The sequence below is a fragment of the Paenarthrobacter sp. NPDC089675 genome (genome assembly GCF_044749185.1).
GTDB lineage: Bacteria > Actinomycetota > Actinomycetes > Actinomycetales > Micrococcaceae > Arthrobacter.
Genome location: NZ_JBIVHM010000012.1, coordinates 36,715 through 53,974, shown reverse-complemented (window position 1 = coordinate 53,974; position 17,260 = coordinate 36,715). Strand labels below are relative to the sequence as shown.

Here is a 17,260-nt window from a genome sequence, read left to right as displayed (position 1 = left end):
AACTACATGTCAAGGAGGCGCTGCACAGATGTTTGCCGTGCAGTGCCTCCCCACCTGGCGCCGGCGCCGGGGTAGCTCACGGAGGGGACTCTTAGATAAGGAGGCCGTCACTCGCCCATTTCAAGGCATAGGCCAAATACGGTTCCAAGATATCGATTTCGCCACTCCTTCGAGTCGTAAATTCGAAGAGCGGTTGGTGCTTGTTATTGGGCAGGGCCTCTTCCTGGGCCACTGTTGGCAGATCATCGTCCTCATTCTCAAGATCGTCCTCGTGCTGAGCGCTCAGTGTTCGAGAGGCGATCTTCGTGAGTTGTTTCAATTTCGTAGTGGCGTTTAGGCGGGCATATTCGTCGGCCGCTCCGTTAACCAACAGCTGAGTGGTGATGATGTGCTTCAGGTCGCGCACCTTGGTCGAGAGGACGGGGCCACCAGCTTTAAGGGCAGCGAAGATCAGCTGGTAACCGTCCAACTTTCGACCATCTTGTAGATCAAACACCCGGCGGTCCTGCCCCCGCACCGGAGGGCCGAAGACCAAAGTTTCCAGCCATTCGAAAGCCCGTTCATCGACTTGCTCCTGGAAGAACTCAGACCAGGATTCGGGGGCCACGAGTTCCGTTGGTTCTTGTTGTTCCTCTTTAATGGCGTTGACGTCGCGAACAAAGCTGAGGCAGAGGGCTTGCATCAGCTGTGGGCTGCCGTAACTCTCTTGAGCGAGAATTTGCCCGAAAGAGCCGTTGGGGTCCACGAGGTTAAGTTTCTTGAATCCTAGCTTCGCGATCTCTTCCAGCTCAGAGGGTGTCCATCCCTCGAGCGTGGCGACCTTGTTGCGTCCGATCATGTCTTGAATCTGAGTTACAGCTTCATTTCGATGGTGGGGCAACGTGATGAGTACACCCGTTGCGCCGTTAGCGCAGAGACCTTTGAGGCTGGCAACGACGTGAGCTCGAACAGAGGGAGGCATGTAGTGGAAGTCATCGATGATGATGACTGCAGATTGGTCCACCTCGTTAAGTGCCTTGATTGCTGCTGTGACTGCTTGGTCTGCCGGGATGTCGGAGGTCCAGCCCTTCGCGATCACCCGGGAATGCTCCCCGCCGAACTGACTTTCTGCGCTGCCAAGGATGAGATCGAGCTTGGCTTTGAAACCCCACTTGGAGGTGTCGCCGTTGGTTCTACTGCCATTTTGAGATGTCGGTATGTCCAGTTTCGCAGCCAACCGTACCCAAAAATCTTGGGCCTCAGTGATCCAGCTTCCATCAATATAAAAAGCATCGGGAACGGTCCTGGTGACGAGGACGGTCTTACCCATCTTCGTCGGTCCGACAACAGGTATGAGATATCCCTTTTGATGCACGTACTGGCGAATTTTAGCGACCTGGGGAGCGTTGTCCCGCTCGACGTGCGTGTATTCGGAATCGAGGCCGGGCACAAAGACTTTGTCAACGGGAAGCAAGGTTTTCGAGGTCATTATTAGAGCCTACGATGACTTTCCTGCACCACTGTTCCCCGGATCCTGAGTGTCGGAACCCGTAGTATTGCTTTTCGTCTGACGTTCCTCGCGATGCCGCCTCCGGCGCTGGGCCTTTTCTTCTTTAGCCCGTATCTCTTCAGACTTTTCAGCCTCGGTCCTCTTGGCCCATGCCGCCACGGTGAAGATGATGCCTATCAGCAGGTACATGCACGCCAAGACGACGATGGCGGACCAGACGGGCGGCATGGGTTCGTTGAGTACTGCGTAGTACAGGCAAGCAGCCTCGGCTATAACTACCGTAGTTACTTGGGTCGCGAAGTAGAACCGCTCTGGCTGCTGCATCCTGAATCCCAAAATTAGCGGTCCCAAAAGACCTGCGACCAAAAGGGCAGGAATCACTTAGGCCAGGAGGGAGGCAGCAGCAACAGTAACAGTCACGGAGTTCATCATAATTGTGGGCTTCACTACTAGCTGATGGTCGACTAAATCAACCGTTGGATCGCGGATAGTCGTGTCCTCCGCATTTTTCGCCCGCCGATAGTGCGAGGATCCGCGGGCCTCGGGTTCGACTAATCGGCACAACGGCCAAGGTGTGTCAAAAACGACCGTTTCTAGGTGCCCTGTTTTGCAGCCATGGGAACCGGGCTCCGCAGCCCCCGGAGCCGGCGTTACGAAAGCCCAAGCACTGACTCTGAACCAGCAGCACCAGCAACGGACAGGGTACGAACGGTGAACACGACGACGCAGTTGGTGGTCAGCGGTAAACGTCCTGGGCGAGTGATGGGCTAGTCCCAATGGGGCAACCGGCGAAAGTCAACCGCGTCAGCGCTCCACTGGCTCTATTTGCAGCTGGCCTTACCGACCAAGGCTCCTATGAAACCCCCGAATTGAGGTTGCTTGGATCAACGAACACTGCCTGCTCATGTCGATAACCTTTGACGTCCGTCCAGCTGACTGTGAAGGTCATTCCTTCAGCGACAGCTTCATCGCTAGGCGTCCCGTAGAAGCGCTTGCCGATCGCGCCACCTGCGGAATTGTCGCCGAAATCCCCGGGAAATACAGGCGCTCCGCCATCAAAGGTGAAGTAGTTTTCGGGTGCGTTGATGTGGACGTTTCCTACCATCCAACCTGAGTTATAGAGAATGAATTCATCGGGGTGGTTTTCACTCCTTCTTTCGATGCGCCAAGACGGAGGCCGCTTGTCTGCTTCAGCTCTTTCTCTATCGACCTCAGCGCTTCGCGCGTCAAATCCTTCTTCATAAAGCCTCTGTGCGTGGGCCGTTCTTTGATTGGCCGTCGTAAGTGGGAGCTGAGGCCGAAGGCCACGCAACCAGCGTCCGACGCCCAACCACCAAGTTCTGCCATCCCGGCGAGCCACCGACGTAATTAGCACGATTGCCAGCACTATCCCAACGCCCCAGGGGACAAGCGCCCGCAGACGCTCTCCGCGTGCTAGTTGCGAAGGTTCGTCGCCCGGATTGAAAACGTAATACTCAAGGAACAAGAGTGCGAGGCCGATGATTACACCTAGCGCTACCGTTTCGCCGATGTAGAACCATGGGCCGTAGTTCTTCTTTGTCCGTTGAGTCTTGTCTTCCACGTTTGAATCTTATTCGGGTGTGTAGGCGGCGAGAGCCACCTCTCGGAGCAAGCGGCTAACCAAGACACGTGGGCAGCATGACACCCACCTTGGATCCAAAGCGCGCTACCGTTTCCGCTCTAGAGTTCGTGGAGTGATTTAGGCGGACTTCGATTTAGTGTCTTCCATTGGCGAAGGGCAAACGATCGTGGGCTAGCTCAAAAAGCTCCAGCAGCTTGTCCTCCAACTCCTTGCCCGGGACGCCGGGCGTCTGTTTCCAAGTAACGTCAAGGTCCTTGACATCTTCTAGCTGCCATATCCGGTTCCCACCTTCGTGTGAGACGCCGTTTTGGCCGTGGCCGTAACGCTGATAGGCGCTAAGTCGGCTTCTTAGAGTTGTCTTGTTCTCCTGCCTCAATCCGGCCGCTCCTATGTACATGATGGGTGTCGCATCGACCCACCGGCGGTGTAACTGGGAGGCTGGGGTAGACGGGTCCTTCCTGTACGTTCCTCCTGTGCTCTTTTCGAGAAACGCTGGCGGCTCAGTGCTTCGCCGGAGAACGACGTAGACACCGAACTGTCTGGGCGGCTCCTTGCGGCTCATTGTCCAAAGATTTCTGGGTTCTTCGAAGTCCATCTGTTCAAGGACAGTCAGATTAAGCATGGTTCAGTGTTGCAGGAGCAACTGCCTGCTTCCACCTGGTTGAACACCACAACGAAGACAGCTTCCAGTGGCACTTCAAAAACGACCGTTAGTTGACGGTACTTGCCCACGCAACCGATCCCGGCCGGGTGGGGACCATCGGGCAGATCAGAACTCAACACCGCAATCAAAGCTGGTCAAAAGGCTACAAGTAGCATTTTCGACCTCGGCGGCCTGTATAGCCGGCTAAAAGGTTGAAGACGACGATGCAACGGTTCTGGCAATACAACCCTGCGCGCTGGTAGTCGGTGATACTCGATTCATGGTTCTAAACATCAGGCTCATTGACCGACAGGCGGCTGACAGCGATGATCCACTCCCACGTGGATGGTGGGGCTACGATGCCCAGGCAACTCCCGAAGAGCTTTGGGACCACAACCGAGGGGTTTGGATTCTCAACGACAAGCGCATCGCAGATGAGCGTTGGGCTGCCTTCAACTATGAAGGGCGAATCATCCTCGTTGTAGAACTCCACGGACCGGATCACGAGAAGGTCATTGACAACCGCACAGGAAAGTCCAAGAAAGCGCTGAAAGGCCGCGTGCTGCGTCCAGGGAATCCAATTCATGACGCCCTAATCGGTGAAGAGGTCACCTACCGTAGAAATCCGGTCTCATATGATCCAGATCCGACCATTGCTGAGACGCAGGGCGGCACTTTGGCTGAAAGCTTGTTAGAGGCGCCGGGCGCCGGAGGTCAGGGCCTGCAGATGGACCCGATCATACGGAAAGTAGTTGAGGATGCTGCACAGGACCGACTGATGAGTCACTACCGAGACGACGGCTGGCAGGTGACAGACACTCGCCACAACCGCCCTTACGATGCAGTTGCCGTAAAAGGCTCGGAGATGCATTACCTGGAAGCAAAAGGCACTCAGAGCAGAGGTGAGTCCGTCATCGTGACTCGCAACGAAGTCGAGAACGCCCGCCAACATCCGGGCCTTTGCATGATGGGAGTTTGGTCGGGAATGAGATTGGTTGACGGAGAAGTGGATCCCGAGGCAGGGACTTTTAGGATTCTTTCCTTCGATCCAGACGATGACGCACTCCGGCCCCGAGACTTCGATTGGACGCTTCCCGTCAGCGCCGTCTAAAAGCCCCCAAGAGACCTCACCTGCACTAGCAGTTCGCATCGTCTGATGGGTCGTGAAGATGACCTGGTCCGTCCTGAACTTTGCCAGACGGACCCACATTTGTCCTCCGGAGTGATGTCTCAAAAAGCTAAAGGTTTTCAAGACGCAGACGGGGAGGTGGGAAAGAGGACAGTTTCGCCTGATTTTTCAGGGACTCCTCTGTCTCATTAACATGCCTCACCATGAAGTGTCTTAGAAGCACTTAGCAGGGGAGTTTCCAAGGCATGATAGGTGGATGAGGTTACTTGGGTACACAAGAGTCAGCACAGCAGCCCAGGAAGCGAAGCTGCAGTTGGATTCTCTCCTTTCCGCAGGGGTGCAGATGCGTGACGTCTTCTCCGATGTGACGTCGGGGAGCAGGTCGGCTGCGGACCGGCCGGGGATGAAGAAGCTCCTCGGCTACGCGGAGCCCGGGGACACGGTCGTGGTGTGGCGGGTGGATCGCCTAGGCCGTTCCTTGATTGACGTGCTGAACACCGTCACTTTGCTGCGGGGCAGGGGGGTGGAGCTTCGGTCAATTTCTGACGGGATTGACCCCGCAACAACGACCGGCAGGCTGATGCTGAACATGCTGGCCACCCTGGCTGAGTACGAACGCGAACTAATTACTGAACGTGTCAACGCAGGCATCGCTGCCGCCAAATCCAATGGCATCAGGTTTGGCCGCCCAGTAGCCGATCCGCTGGTAATCGCCGGAAAGCTCGAAATCGTCAAGCAGGAGAGAGCCAAGGGACGCACCGCGGAGGAGGCGGCGCGGTTGGTTGGGTGGAGTCGGGCGACCTTATACAGACACCAGAAAGGTCAGATCGCGAATAGCGCGTAAGGACTCAGGCTATGCTTGCTTCTCTCATGCTTGCTCACTTCTGCATTCTATGGCAGGATGCTTGCTAGCAAGCATCCTGCCATAGTGAGGGAACAATGTCTGACGATCAAAAGCGAAGCTCCGAAATTGCGAGTGCTGGCGGGGAAGCACGAGCGAAGGCTCTCTCTCCTGAAGAGCGAAAAGAGATCGCCCAACGAGCGGCAGCTGCTCGCTGGGGCGCCGACATAGCCCACGCCACGCATGCCGGCGAGATCTTGATCGGGGAAAAGCTCCTCCAATGCGCGGTCCTGGAGGACGGGACGAGGCTGATCAACCAAGAGACCTTCCTTACCGCCTTGGGGCGTGCAGGCAAGGCAAAGGGAGGCACTGGCAGCGCATCGAGTGAGGTTCCTCCGTTCCTCGCAGCCAATAACCTCCAACCCTATGTTTCCGACAAACTTCGTAGCCTCTGGAGCCCTATTCGCTATAGCCGGAGGGGTACGACGAAAGCGTACGGATACCGGGCTGAGATCCTCCCGGAAGTTTGTGAGGTATATCTAGACGCGCGGCAGGACGGAGTTCTTGCCCATAATCAGCTACCAGCTGCTCAGGCTGCGGAAATTATTGTCCGAGGGCTTGCTCGGGTTGGCATCGTCGCCCTTGTGGACGAGGCCACTGGATATCAAGAGACGCGCGCACGGCACGAACTTCAGCAAATACTGGAGGCCTACGTCGTCGAAGAGCTTCGTCCTTGGGTCAAGACATTTCCGGATGAGTTTTTCCGGCAGATGTACCGACTTCATGGTTGGGCGTATAAGCCCGGAACGTCAAAACGCACTTCTTACGCCGGGCGGCTGGTCAACAAGTACATCTACGAGCAGCTCCCCAAAGTGGTTCACGAAGAGATCAAGCGGAAGAACCCACGCAACGAGCGCGGAAACCGGGCCCATAAGCATCACCAGTTCCTGACTGAGGGGACCGGCGTCACAGCACTTGACCGACAGATATCCACGGTCACAACGCTGATGCGGATCGCTGAGAACAAACACCAGTTCGAGGATCTGTTCGACAAAGCGTACCCGCCGCTTCAACCCAAACTGCCGCTGTTTATTGACGTTGAACCCTGAGCGGTTGCCAGTCCACTAGTGTAAGGCGGCTCCTTTGCCACGGCGGCCGCCGCCCACTTCCCCCTGCGCAGAGGCTGAAGCCAACCTTGGCACAGTCCTGAAAATGACTCCTAAACCGACCTGGTTTGTTCAATAAATTCGATCATTGCTTCCAGTCGGTGAGCCCAGAAGAGGGTGAGCCCGTCAGCTTGAGCTGATTCGAGATTGTGAACTTTGAACACCCCGGACAGGACCGATGCCGGCACGGCATTCGATGTCCCGAATTCCTGGATCCAGGTTTTGGCTTTTACTGCGGCGTCGTTGTTAAGACGCTTCACGCTGTTAGTAGACGAGTTGCTGACTTTGCACTCGAGAGGCATGGTCCGGCCGTCCCACAGACGAACGATGAGGTCGGCTTTTCGGCTGCCGAAGAGGCTTTCACGACAGAATTCGCCGGGTGCGGGCAGGTGGGAAGTATTGTGGATGGTCCGCCGGGCAACCTCAACGAACGAGTGCCCTTTGAGGCACTGGGCCACTGCATCTTCCTGGTCATCCTTGGCGGAGGTACGGCGGGCGGTCTGTACCTTTTGGGTTGCAATAAGTGCTGCAGTCGAGATAATTGCAGCACTTCGTTCCGATTCCGTAGGCTCGCGCTCCTCAGAAACCCACGGGAATCGTTCTCGGTCGAGTCCCAGCAGAACCGTATCCACGACCCGGCGGGCCATCTCGGGGTCTTCCCGCAATCTGGTGGGGGTCAGTACGGCTTCGGCGAGAACCTTAAGGTCGTCTTCACTGATCGCAGGTGACGCGAGGTAGCGAATGGCCGTGAGTAGTGCCGGCTGGGTCAGCAGGTCCACCGCTTGGTCCGTCAGCTGGCTCAGATCGACGGTGCCTTCAATGAGATGTTCCACCGCTGAACGGTACTCATCGAATGAGTCAAGGTATTGCTCAAGTGGTTCGTGCATCCGAATTTCACGAAAGCGCCGAATCGCCTCTGATGAATCCACTTCCAACTCGTCCCCGGACCATCGTGGCGGCGGTGCTTGGGTCAATCGAAGGCTCCTTCCGAGAGCATTTCAAGGCTCGGGACAGCGATGCGCTCCATTTCCTTGGGCTCGAACTTGACCAGCCCGCCCGCGTAAGTTCTGCCTTCGGACAGGCTCACGGCAGTTCGAAGATAGGACGCAAGGTTATCCAGCACTGTTGTAGTCATATCCTGCCTTGGATATAGGCCATGTGCGATGTTGATGTGTCTGGCTCCGGCATCATTACGAACAAACGCCGGCGGCCGGCGTGCCATATAGGTAGCTAAAACGGGGGCCGCGGACCGCAGACCAACGCTCCACCATGCCTTACGGTTCGAGGCAACATACCCTTCGTGAGTACCTTGCTTTTTGGCTGCGCGCAAAAAGCGGTCGACCTCACGGCGCTCGGGACCGTCGAACTCATCTAGATCAATGGGCAGATCAATGACGCGACTTAACGTCGAGGGCGTGGAGAGCCGTTCTCCCGCATTGAAGAGCTCCCGCGCCCGGGTGACAGAGGGAAAAAGTACACGCTCGGGCAGGGAGAGTTCACCGTCACGATGCACCCAGATCGCGTTCGCGCCGGTCACCTGCCCGCGATGCACACGGCACAGCTCTCCCAACTCCGTATATCCTTCCGGGAGTTTGGGTGTGACGCGGGTGAGAACAGACCAGCGTGTTGCCTCCGCCAGCCGGTCACGAGTGATGCTCCGGCCTTGGTTGAGGCGGCCAAGGTCTTGAACTTCGCTGACGCGCCGGACTTTCATCGATGTGGGCTTCACGCCTACCTTGAAACAAGTGATGGCCCCGGTCGTTGTCGCGTCGGCGAACGGAACGGCGTTTGGATCGAGGACGTGCAATGACTCGCCCCCGAGGCCGTCGAGGAGGAGTTGCCGAACCAAGCTGCCGTAATTGACGTCAAGCCATTCGGCACTGGTGATGAACGCCCCGTAATCGCCCGTGCGCCCGTGTTCTACGGTGGCCAGGAAGAAATGCACATGTAGGCCTGCAAGACCGCTTGCACTCAAGCCGTGCTTCTTCGCCGTCGCCACCAGCCAGGTCTTCCACTCTGGTGTGATCTGGTGGTGACGAACGTACGGCGGGTTTCCCAGGAAAAGAGTCCTGCCCTGAATCTTGGGGAGATCCAGCTTCCGGTAGTCGCCCACCACAACTTTCACCCGCGAGCTCAGGTCGGAGACCGCCAGGTTCGCCCGCAACATGAGGGTCGCCATTGGATCGACGTCGGCGGCCACGACCGTAGCATTGGGGAAGCGCCGGGCGGCTGCGAGCAGGTAGCGCCCCGACCCCGCACCGGGATCCACAATGCGGCTAGGCGCTCCTTGGTCCATTGCCCAGGACACCATTGCATCCACAATCGTTGCAGGAGTGTACGTTTGCCCCAGCGGTCTGCGGTCAGCAGGGGAGACGATCCGACAATACGCATCACCCAATGGATCGAGCCCGGCAATGATCTGTTCGCGGACAATACGAACAGTCTCCTCAGATATCGATCCTTCCGTTAGGTCAATTAGAGCCTGCTCCTGGGGGGTCAGTGGTTCATTCGCACCGGCACCCAATTTGGTGCAAAGCTGCGCGAGAGCTCCCAGTCCTGAAATTTGATTCACACCTGTCATGTTGGCATCTGCGGCCGACACTAATGTCTTGCGTTTAGTCACGGAGCCGGAACACCCCGCGGGAGACCCGTTCAAAGTACCGTTCGTCCTGAAGGGCGCTGCGGTAGGACGAATCAGGGGCCGCGCCGATTTGTGCTTCTACAGCTGACTTGATTTCAGTGATGGAGGCCGGTCCGCCGTTGTTCTGGGCCAGGAACTGTCGCATTGCGTTCTTTAGCTCACCATGGGGCCGCCGCGCCCGGGACCTGGTCAAGGCCATGCCATCCTCCTCATAAAGTCGACGTTATAACGTCGACTTTACACGGACGGTTGCCTTGGCGCGGAACGGCCGAGCTGCAGGGGCGGAGAAGACCTGGCAGGGCGGAGGGGAAGTACTTCTTGAGGGCCTCGTGTACCGGTATCAGCCACCCCATGCCGAAAGTTGGCCTCGATGCAGGGATTTGTTGCACAACTTTTGGGACTACATCCGGGACGGATATATTTACGCAGAATCCTGCGGAAACGACCGAGAGGGGTGCCGCCGAGGGTGTCCCGCTTCTAAGGAAGTGGGACACCCGTAGTGTGTGTCGCGTAGCCGGTAGCTCCTGCCCTTGGCCGTGCTGTCGTACCTGCCTGACAAGATAGTTCAGTGCTTAGGACCTAACTGCCGCATTCAATATGCAGCTCGCGAAACTCCGGCTCAATGGCTACGGCCGGCGGCGGTTCTGGGCAGGATTCGACTCCGGGTACCGCGTCGGGCACGATCATGGTGTTCGCGGCTTGACGAAGCCTGCCAGGCCGGCCTTCCCGATCATTCTCAGGTAGAGGTCGATGGCGTTGAAGTGGACCATCTGATGGCGCCCCTGCTCCGTGCGTTGTGGGATTTAGGTCTAGAGACGCAGTTCTCATGTCAAGGAGATCCTGAGCACTACACCGCCCACGAACCCTTACTGAACTTCAACCGTACTCAAATCGTGTTTGCCGATTTTGACCAAGCCTGCAAATTTGTGCGAAAAACTATGGAGCTTCTAGAAGGTGCCGCCTACAGCGAGGGCGGAATAGATATCACCACGATGGATCCGATGGACGATACCTCTTTTCGGGCGAGTGTATGGTTTCCCCCGCAGCTTCTGGCAACCATCACGCGGCTCTGGGTCGAATTTGAAACCACGGTTCCACCGGCCGGGGGGCAACCCGGATAGTTAGCACCGACTCGCGCGCACCAGAGAGTGGCGCCCGGCGGCGAAAGACACTCTCAGGGTATGGTGCTGTGGTTCGCCGCGATGCTTAGCGAAGCGGCATGACCCTGAATCTGTAGGAGGACTTCCATGCCCGAAGCTCCATTTGACGCTGCGGGCGCTAAAGACGCCAATTACGACGACCAGCAGGCTGTCGAGAATGAGCGCGCGGACCTGCGTAACTTCGTGGCGGGGTTGAGTCCGGACGATATCAAGTCAGGTCGATGGTTCACGGAGCTCCTCGCCCAAGCCCTGAGCTCTTACACCAACAAGGTCAACTGGCAGTACTTCCAGGAACTGTATGAGGGGGTACCCCCTGACGCCATCGTCGATCAGCGGATTAAATTGGCGGCCCGGTACGCCTCCATCGAAGGTGGCCTTTCTGCCGGCGCCTACACGGTGGCGATCATTGCAACCTTGGGAAGCCTCGGCGGCGCAGCCACGGCGACCGTCCCGGCCGCTTTAGCGACCTTCATTGTCGATGTCGCTTACATCTCGCGGCTCCAAATCCGCTTGGCTTACGACATCGCGGTACTTTATAGGGTTCCACTCGATTTATCTGACCCCGCGGACATGTGGAAGCTCATCCGTGTGGCCTTCACTATCAAGGGTGGGGAAGTGGTGCGTGAGGGTGCCGCTAAGGTGGTTCCGGCTCTGATGAGGCCGGTGATCAAGCGTTTCTATTCCGGAGCGGTCCTGAACGCGGCGAAAGGGCTGCCTTTTGTTGGAAAGTACCTCCTACAGCGGAACGTCATAAAGATCGGAATTCCGGGAGTCGGAGTACCGCTTGCGGTGGGGCTTAACCATTACACGACACTAATTGCTGGCCAGCACGCTCAATCTATTTTCAGAAATGAGGCGCGGGTGATTGAAGTTGCCACGACATTGAGCGAGAGGAGTCAGCACCCGCGCCTGATGTTGTGGGTAGCTTGGCTCGTAATCAGGGCCGACAACAAGATATCTGACGATGAGGCGCTGTTGATGCGTCATTTGGTGAAGCTAGTCCGGGATCGACACGAGGTGGTCGATGAACGCCTCGCGTGCCTCATCGATATTGATCCTGACGAAGTGTGGCGATGTCTGGAAACTGAGTCAGGGGAGATGGATGACATCCTCGACGCGGCCAACCGGGTAGCCGCAGTGGACGGGCCCCTGACCCCAAGGGAGAAAACAATAATCTCGGAGCTTCACGGTCGATTGGCATAGCCAAGCTCCTCGCCCATGAAGAGGAGCAGGAAGATCTGCGGTGCGCTGGCCAGGTTTTCGCTGCATCGTTGGGGACGGCTGTTCGGCAGCGGCGCGGTTGGGCTAGTCGAACTTTTACCGGCCATTTGCTGGGCTAGGCTCTTAGATGGCCGACTCGGACGGGTTGCCGGCCGAGGAGATCATTGTCGGCTTGAAGTACAGCAGATACTTTAGCCACATGGAATGCGAGAACTGCTGGTGCAGGGGAGCAGAGTTTTGCTGTTCGAGCGGCTGCGGTTGCCAGGATGGCGGCGGTCACCTTTGCTTCGATGAAGACGATAAGTACCTTGACTGTTGGTCTCATGCCGAGACTGCCCGGGAACTGTTTTGGATGGCACGGCAAGTCGCTCGCTCTATGCCAGAGGGTTCCCCCATACGCTCTGACTGCCACGACGGGGAAGGGCTCGCAGGGTGGCCTCTAACCCTGCCGTTCGATCCTGTAAGTGGTAGGGGGCCGACTGAATGGTTCCTCGGTGAGAACGGGTCATTGAATTTTCGGTGGGCGGACGACACCGTCCCAAGCATCCGAGAAGCGCGAACGCGGTGGCAAGTTCTTGAGTTGGGAATCGAATTGCCGGTAGCACATAGTGGAGAATCGCCAACGCCGAAGATGTTATCGCGTGCCCTTGTGGGTTTGCTTCGATGAGCATCGCTAACGCCGGTGTGTCCGGCTTACCACCGCGCGGACGGCGGTTATGAAGAGGGAAACCAGCTGCTGAGCACGCCCATTTCCTACTTTTGGAACGCGATTCTGCTCAGCACCGCCAGGAAAACGCTGTAAATGATGGTCTGTACCGGGTTGTTGATGGCCGTCATCAGCCATTCGCCGATGCCTTCGACGGTGGCGAGCGTGAATGCAGGGACGACGCCCTCCAAGGACCCGTGCTCCAACAGGTACTGGATGGTGAATTCAGCGGTGGGGTACAGAAGGAAAACGAGGAGGGCCACGCGGATGGTGGTCATCAAGCGCACTCGTCGACGGAATCGGTAATGTCCTGCGCCTCTGTGGGTAAGTCTTACGCGGCTTACGGGAACAGTGACAGACGTAGTGCCGTAGCCGGTTTCGAACTCAACATCAACATGTTTGCCTGAGCGCCCCGTGACAACGCCCCGCGACCCCTTCGCGATGCCGCCTCCAGCTAGATGGTCGGTCAGCGTAACTGGGATTTCGTCAGAGGCCGTGACCCAGTCGTCCTCCTCTGGTTGCCTCGCCCACATCAGGGTACCCACCGAAGTTTGATCTTGGACCTGGTTTCTGACGGACTATTCCGCCTGGAGTTCTCGGCGTCGACATGGCTAGTCGCGTCATCGCGCATTTGGTCGTCTTTTCGCTCTTTGGCGTCACTGAGGTCCTGGATGCCTTGCTCCTGCTGCTGCCGGCGGACGTCGTCCGGAGTTGTGGGTTCCAGTGCCTGGTTAGCTCCAATTGCCAGGGCGATCACTGTCAACCCGATCAAAAGCGTTGACTTAGTACTCATCTGTTCTGAGCCTCCAATTTTTGTCCGGTGGCATGGGATAGGGCCTTGCCGATGGCAAGGGCCGTCTGGCCGGGTGAGCCGGCGTCGGCCTTCAGGATGAGACTCCAGCCGAAAGCGCTTTCCCAAGTGTCTTGGACGGTACCGTCCGAGGGCACGAGCGTTGTCATCGTCGTGACATTCAGTTTCCGCATGAGTTCCATGGCCGCGGAAGGGTCGGCGTCGTCGACCTCGGTGTCGGTTACGGCGATAACGCTGGTCGGCTTGGACCCAGACGTTTCCGCGAGGGCCTTCTGCAGCGCAGGCTGGATGCTGGTACCTCCTGTTTGAAGCGTTACCTGCCGGTAGAGGGGACCTTGCAGGGCAAGCTCCTCCACGGTGGTCATTGACATTTTGGTGTCGGCATCACCAGCGAAGGAGATAACGGTGACGGTGTCATCCTTCCGCAGGTTTTTTGGGGCCCACTGGGAAAGCTCTTCGAGGGCTTTCTCCCGAATAGGGCCGTAGCCGCTGAAGGAACCGGATTCATCCAGAAGCAGCACGATGCCCACGGGGGCCGGACTGCGCGGGCCGGTCAGTCGGGATTCTGTCAGTGTCTTTGGGATGCTCCCGAAGATCTGCGGGGCGGTCCAGAGCAGAACCAGCGCCAGGAGGGTCAGCGGCAGAAGCCACCGAAGCAACGCGTTGCGGCGGCCTGGGAGAGGGCGCAGGTCACGTAAGTTACCAGCCCGGCTGGTGTTGAGTTTGATTGGGCTCAGTGAGAGCACGGGACCCCCTCAATCAGGATGTTGACTCGTCGTTCGATGGCGGCCATCTCGTCGATCTGTTGTCCCGTGGTTGGATCAATGTCCTCCACTTTGGGTTCCGTGTCCCCGACGCCTCTACTGGTTATGCGGCTTGCGGGGACGCCGGAATCGGTGAGGTAGGTCATGGTGGCGGATGCCCGGCGTTCGGAGAACCCAACGCCGTGGTCAGGAGACGACAGGACCGTTGCGGTGTGCCCGACTATTTTTGCGGTGGCGGCAGGGTTTCGCAGGAGCATTTCCAGTGGGCGTGCCAGCGCTTCTTTGGCACCGTCGCTCAAGACCGGCGAATCCTTAGCGAAGGCGAGTTCAGCGGGAACTTCGAAAGTGCAGGAGCCGGCAGTGGATGTAGTCGTGATCTTCGGGAAGGGCGGGAGGGTGTCTTCAGGGAGATTCTTGTCAGCGCGTTCGGGATTGACCGGGTCCAGGTTTATGTCATCGCAGCCGGATGCCCGCCACTGGGTGCACAGGCCGCGACTGAAGTCGCGCAGCCACGTGCGCTGGGGGGACAGCAAGCTGGTGGTGGAGTTCCCGACTCCAGCGACCTTCAGCGCTGCTCCCTTAAGGTCCAGAGGAGCTGTGGATGAAGCCTTGGCTGCCGCTTCCGTGGGGTCCATGGACAGGAGGCCGGCGTTGAGTGCGAGAGGACCGGAATTGGCAAGCATGTCACTGAGCAGCCAGATCGTCGTGCCGGGTCCGGCGAGTTCCGCGGCCAGGGACATCGCGCGGTGCAGGTCTGTTCCCGGAGCTGTGGGCAGGGTCCCGTTCAGGAAGATCCCCTGAACGCACGCTGGCATGCTGTCGGCAGTTCGGCGCACTGACGGCCTGTCCCGCGGGCCGGGCGTGCTGAGGGCGGCGTTTTTCGCCACGATGCGTGGAGCCGTTCCGGCACCCTCAACGGCGATGACGGTGAGGGAACCGTCGTTCATGCTGGCGCGGTGAAGGTCGGCGGCGAGGCCGTCGGGGCTCGGCATATCGGCCACGGAGCCGGTCTTGTCGTTGACGATGATGACCTGGTCGGCCGCGCCCGGGACGTTGCGTTCAAGCACGTCCCGGCAGGCGGCAAGGTCGTCTTCGGAGAGAATGTGCCTCGCGTCTGCGGACGTGTTTGCGCCTACCGGGACCGGGGCCGTGGCAGTCGTACCGGTGCATGCGGTGGTGAACGCCAGCATCAGGACGACGAATACGGTGGTGACGAGCTTCTTCATTTGCATCATTCCTTGGTTAGGCTGCGGGTTCTTCGGGGGTGGTTTGTTCCGGGGAGTCCGGCACGCTGTGGATCCGTTCACGGGCGCTCTCGTGGCCGTTCAGACTTGCCGGGCCAGTGGCAGCGTCTGACGTATCTACGGCGCAGTATGTCGTCGGCGCGGCACGGAAGTCGTGCCATACAGCGGCCATGTGTGAATGTTCCGGGACTGCCTTGGCGTCGAGCTTGCGGTGGCGGTCGAGGACATGTGCGACGTGGTTGGATGCTGCCGGGAGTCCTGGAAGGTAGGGGTTGGAGGGGCTGCCGGAATAGTCCATCGTGATAAGCCGGTCGGCACCCTGGCCGGTAGCTGGCTTCGACAGTTTCCGGTACTGCTCGGCGATGTCCGCCACACTGACCTTGCCGGTGATGAGGGAGGCCTCTGTGGCTTCGGCGAGGCTCCTCATTCCGACGTCCCTGATGACGTCGATCATTCTGATAACAGCGGCGTTGGCTGCCCGGCGCAGGGCGGCCCCACGGCGCAGGAAACGCTGGTCACGGGTCACGTCACGCCATTCAGAGATGCGGAACAATAATGCCCAGCGGGCGGCCTTCCGCAGGTGCTCGAACTGAGGTGCGGCGGCAACCGTTTCGAACAAGGCCACAGCGAAGGGGAGGCTAGTCACGAGGACCACCACCGCGGCGTTCGATTTGGCTGTGTACGAGTCCGTGATGAAGCGCGCCTCGGCGAATGAATGCAGAAACGTGGCACCTGCAATCAGAACAACTGACCAGATGATCAGGGCGGTCCACGCTTCTTTGCGTCCTATTTGCCGATGGCTTGCTTCGGCTTCCGGAAACCCGGGCCGGGGTTGGACGCGTGGCCCGTCTGACTGCTGGTTGTCCTTGTCCTTTTGCAGGAGCAGTCTGCCACGGAACAGGAGCGTGGCCGCCGCTTTGCCGGCGCCCAAGGCGGCACTCAGGAGCACGGCGGAGATACCCAGCGCAGCGCCGAGGGCGGCGGCGACGCTGGGGTTGGAAACGTCAAAGATGCCTACGCTATCGGGGACGTCGGAGGCGGTGCGGACGCTGGTATAAACGGTGGCCGGGTCATTGACGAGCATCGCGGCCGCCAGAACGACAACCAGGGCGGTTGAAGCCCACGACTGTAGATGGGCGATCTTTGCATGCCCCTTGAGGAAGGGGTTGACCGCCTCCATGCGCTCCTGGGCCCGCGGGGAGTCAAGTTCTTGGCATCGGCGCTCCTGGAAGTGCTGGTGGTTCTGGTCGTGTCGCTCAGCACGGTCCAACGCGCGGCTGGCCTTCGCTGCCGGTTTGGCACTGCGTACCGCTGCTGTCCGATCCGAACGGATCCACAGGGACACGTCAGAGGCGCCGGTGTCGGCCCCGCTGACCGCGGGAACCTGCCGCTCCAGGTCGCGGGCGTGGGTGGTCTTGGCGATCTTCGTCGCCGTGCCGGCCCGGCGGTCGGCGCCAGCGGACGTCTTGAGATTGGTGAATTTTCCAAACATCAGGCAGCCACCGCCTCGGTGACGGCAACCGGCTGACTGGTGAGGTGATGACCACCGCAGCCGCACTCATACATGCGTACTTCGCGGCGCATGGTCGGAATGCCCAGCGACTCGGCGTGCTGGCGGGCCCGGCGGGCGCTAATCAGGGCGTCATGCGCTTGGTGTGCGTCCTTGAACCGACGTTTGCCCGTGAACGGGCAAACGGACTTGATCTCATGACGGCGGATCGTACCGGCACCGTTTCGCTGGCGTTTCTTGGGCTGAGTTGCGAGCTTCATGTTTTGAAGCATGATCGATACACCATATGGGAGTCAATAGTTTTACTGATATGGATGCTAGGTAACAGAAAA

18 protein-coding genes are annotated in these 17,260 nt (G+C 58.6%); 5 read left to right on the top strand and 13 right to left on the bottom strand.

What is annotated here, in order from left to right:
* Window positions 1-91: 91 nt before the first annotated feature.
* The 4 genes from ACIPY2_RS19890 to ACIPY2_RS19875 all read right to left on the bottom strand — a co-directional run bounded on the left by ACIPY2_RS19890 (window position 92) and on the right by ACIPY2_RS19875 (window position 3,714).
* Entirely contained in the window at window positions 92-1,468 is a 1,377-nt protein-coding gene (locus tag ACIPY2_RS19890) for a hypothetical protein (RefSeq protein ID WP_400268130.1), read from the bottom strand.
* A gap of 9 nt (window positions 1,469-1,477) precedes the next feature.
* Window positions 1,478-1,813 carry a hypothetical protein gene (locus ACIPY2_RS19885; protein ID WP_400268129.1) on the bottom strand — a complete coding sequence of 112 codons (336 nt, stop codon included), beginning with the start codon at window positions 1,811-1,813 and terminating at the stop codon, window positions 1,478-1,480.
* Window positions 1,814-2,342: 529 nt separating this feature from the next.
* The gene (locus ACIPY2_RS19880; protein WP_400268128.1) at window positions 2,343-3,071 is read right to left on the bottom strand and encodes a hypothetical protein; all 729 of its coding nucleotides are present in this window, start codon (window positions 3,069-3,071) and stop codon (window positions 2,343-2,345) included.
* 154 nt (window positions 3,072-3,225) lie between these two features.
* Window positions 3,226-3,714, bottom strand: a complete 489-nt coding sequence (locus tag ACIPY2_RS19875) for a hypothetical protein (RefSeq protein WP_400268127.1) — start codon at window positions 3,712-3,714, stop codon at window positions 3,226-3,228.
* 301 nt (window positions 3,715-4,015) lie between these two features.
* Here ACIPY2_RS19875 and ACIPY2_RS19870 point away from each other — a divergent pair, with 301 nt between their 5' ends.
* From ACIPY2_RS19870 to ACIPY2_RS19860, 3 genes are all read left to right on the top strand, one after another.
* On the top strand, window positions 4,016-4,846 hold the full coding sequence (locus ACIPY2_RS19870) for a protein NO VEIN domain-containing protein (protein ID WP_400268126.1): 831 nt from the start codon (window positions 4,016-4,018) through the stop codon (window positions 4,844-4,846).
* A gap of 274 nt (window positions 4,847-5,120) precedes the next feature.
* Complete coding sequence (locus ACIPY2_RS19865; RefSeq protein WP_400268125.1) at window positions 5,121-5,708, top strand: recombinase family protein; 588 nt, start codon at window positions 5,121-5,123, stop codon at window positions 5,706-5,708.
* 95 nt (window positions 5,709-5,803) lie between these two features.
* Window positions 5,804-6,814, top strand: coding sequence for a P63C domain-containing protein (locus tag ACIPY2_RS19860; RefSeq protein WP_400268124.1), 1,011 nt, complete (start codon window positions 5,804-5,806; stop codon window positions 6,812-6,814).
* 110 nt (window positions 6,815-6,924) lie between these two features.
* Here ACIPY2_RS19860 and ACIPY2_RS19855 read toward each other — a convergent pair whose 3' ends face one another.
* Genes ACIPY2_RS19855 through ACIPY2_RS19845 form a run of 3 tightly spaced genes read right to left on the bottom strand, consistent with a single transcriptional unit; the run spans window position 6,925 to window position 9,711 of the window.
* A complete protein-coding gene (locus ACIPY2_RS19855; protein ID WP_400268123.1) occupies window positions 6,925-7,845 on the bottom strand; it encodes a XamI family restriction endonuclease in 921 nt (306 codons plus the stop codon).
* Window positions 7,842-9,494: a methyltransferase gene (locus tag ACIPY2_RS19850; RefSeq protein WP_400268122.1), complete on the bottom strand. Its 1,653-nt coding sequence runs from the start codon at window positions 9,492-9,494 to the stop codon at window positions 7,842-7,844. Before ACIPY2_RS19850 ends, ACIPY2_RS19855 begins: the two co-directional genes overlap by 4 nt.
* Window positions 9,487-9,711, bottom strand: coding sequence for a hypothetical protein (locus ACIPY2_RS19845; protein WP_400268121.1), 225 nt, complete (start codon window positions 9,709-9,711; stop codon window positions 9,487-9,489). Before ACIPY2_RS19845 ends, ACIPY2_RS19850 begins: the two co-directional genes overlap by 8 nt.
* A gap of 562 nt (window positions 9,712-10,273) precedes the next feature.
* Between ACIPY2_RS19845 and ACIPY2_RS19840 the strand changes: the two genes are divergently transcribed.
* Together ACIPY2_RS19840 and ACIPY2_RS19835 are read left to right on the top strand one after the other, a co-directional pair.
* Complete coding sequence (locus ACIPY2_RS19840) at window positions 10,274-10,633, top strand: hypothetical protein (RefSeq protein WP_400268120.1); 360 nt, start codon at window positions 10,274-10,276, stop codon at window positions 10,631-10,633.
* A 126-nt stretch (window positions 10,634-10,759) separates the two neighbouring features.
* On the top strand, window positions 10,760-11,875 hold the full coding sequence (locus ACIPY2_RS19835; RefSeq protein WP_400268119.1) for a hypothetical protein: 1,116 nt from the start codon (window positions 10,760-10,762) through the stop codon (window positions 11,873-11,875).
* 771 nt (window positions 11,876-12,646) lie between these two features.
* Here the strand turns inward: ACIPY2_RS19835 and ACIPY2_RS19830 are convergent.
* The 6 genes from ACIPY2_RS19830 to ACIPY2_RS19805 all read right to left on the bottom strand — a co-directional run bounded on the left by ACIPY2_RS19830 (window position 12,647) and on the right by ACIPY2_RS19805 (window position 17,188).
* Entirely contained in the window at window positions 12,647-12,877 is a 231-nt protein-coding gene (locus ACIPY2_RS19830; protein ID WP_400268118.1) for a hypothetical protein, read from the bottom strand.
* Window positions 12,878-13,131: 254 nt separating this feature from the next.
* Window positions 13,132-13,392 carry a hypothetical protein gene (locus tag ACIPY2_RS19825; protein ID WP_400268117.1) on the bottom strand — a complete coding sequence of 87 codons (261 nt, stop codon included), beginning with the start codon at window positions 13,390-13,392 and terminating at the stop codon, window positions 13,132-13,134.
* Window positions 13,389-14,156 carry a VWA domain-containing protein gene (locus ACIPY2_RS19820; RefSeq protein WP_400268116.1) on the bottom strand — a complete coding sequence of 256 codons (768 nt, stop codon included), beginning with the start codon at window positions 14,154-14,156 and terminating at the stop codon, window positions 13,389-13,391. The genes ACIPY2_RS19825 and ACIPY2_RS19820 overlap by 4 nt, the downstream gene beginning before the upstream one ends.
* Complete coding sequence (locus tag ACIPY2_RS19815; RefSeq protein ID WP_400268115.1) at window positions 14,144-15,400, bottom strand: OmpA family protein; 1,257 nt, start codon at window positions 15,398-15,400, stop codon at window positions 14,144-14,146. The genes ACIPY2_RS19820 and ACIPY2_RS19815 overlap by 13 nt, the downstream gene beginning before the upstream one ends.
* Before the next feature lie 16 nt (window positions 15,401-15,416).
* Window positions 15,417-16,910 (bottom strand): hypothetical protein, encoded by a 1,494-nt coding sequence (locus ACIPY2_RS19810; protein ID WP_400268114.1) that lies wholly within the window; start codon window positions 16,908-16,910, stop codon window positions 15,417-15,419.
* Window positions 16,910-17,188: a hypothetical protein gene (locus tag ACIPY2_RS19805; protein ID WP_400268113.1), complete on the bottom strand. Its 279-nt coding sequence runs from the start codon at window positions 17,186-17,188 to the stop codon at window positions 16,910-16,912. The genes ACIPY2_RS19810 and ACIPY2_RS19805 overlap by 1 nt, the downstream gene beginning before the upstream one ends.
* Window positions 17,189-17,260 lie beyond the last annotated feature (72 nt).

Coding starts and splice junctions, on each gene's coding strand:
- ACIPY2_RS19835 (WP_400268119.1), top strand. CDS start 10,760: ATGCCCGAAGCTCCATTTGACGCTGCGGGCGCTAAAGACGCCAATTAC.
- ACIPY2_RS19830 (WP_400268118.1), bottom strand. CDS start 12,877: ATGACCACCATCCGCGTGGCCCTCCTCGTTTTCCTTCTGTACCCCACC.
- ACIPY2_RS19825 (WP_400268117.1), bottom strand. CDS start 13,392: ATGAGTACTAAGTCAACGCTTTTGATCGGGTTGACAGTGATCGCCCTG.
- ACIPY2_RS19805 (WP_400268113.1), bottom strand. CDS start 17,188: ATGAAGCTCGCAACTCAGCCCAAGAAACGCCAGCGAAACGGTGCCGGT.
- ACIPY2_RS19870 (WP_400268126.1), top strand. CDS start 4,016: ATGGTTCTAAACATCAGGCTCATTGACCGACAGGCGGCTGACAGCGAT.
- ACIPY2_RS19860 (WP_400268124.1), top strand. CDS start 5,804: ATGTCTGACGATCAAAAGCGAAGCTCCGAAATTGCGAGTGCTGGCGGG.
- ACIPY2_RS19890 (WP_400268130.1), bottom strand. CDS start 1,468: ATGACCTCGAAAACCTTGCTTCCCGTTGACAAAGTCTTTGTGCCCGGC.
- ACIPY2_RS19885 (WP_400268129.1), bottom strand. CDS start 1,813: ATGCAGCAGCCAGAGCGGTTCTACTTCGCGACCCAAGTAACTACGGTA.
- ACIPY2_RS19875 (WP_400268127.1), bottom strand. CDS start 3,714: ATGCTTAATCTGACTGTCCTTGAACAGATGGACTTCGAAGAACCCAGA.
- ACIPY2_RS19865 (WP_400268125.1), top strand. CDS start 5,121: ATGAGGTTACTTGGGTACACAAGAGTCAGCACAGCAGCCCAGGAAGCG.
- ACIPY2_RS19810 (WP_400268114.1), bottom strand. CDS start 16,910: ATGTTTGGAAAATTCACCAATCTCAAGACGTCCGCTGGCGCCGACCGC.
- ACIPY2_RS19845 (WP_400268121.1), bottom strand. CDS start 9,711: ATGGCCTTGACCAGGTCCCGGGCGCGGCGGCCCCATGGTGAGCTAAAG.
- ACIPY2_RS19815 (WP_400268115.1), bottom strand. CDS start 15,400: ATGAAGAAGCTCGTCACCACCGTATTCGTCGTCCTGATGCTGGCGTTC.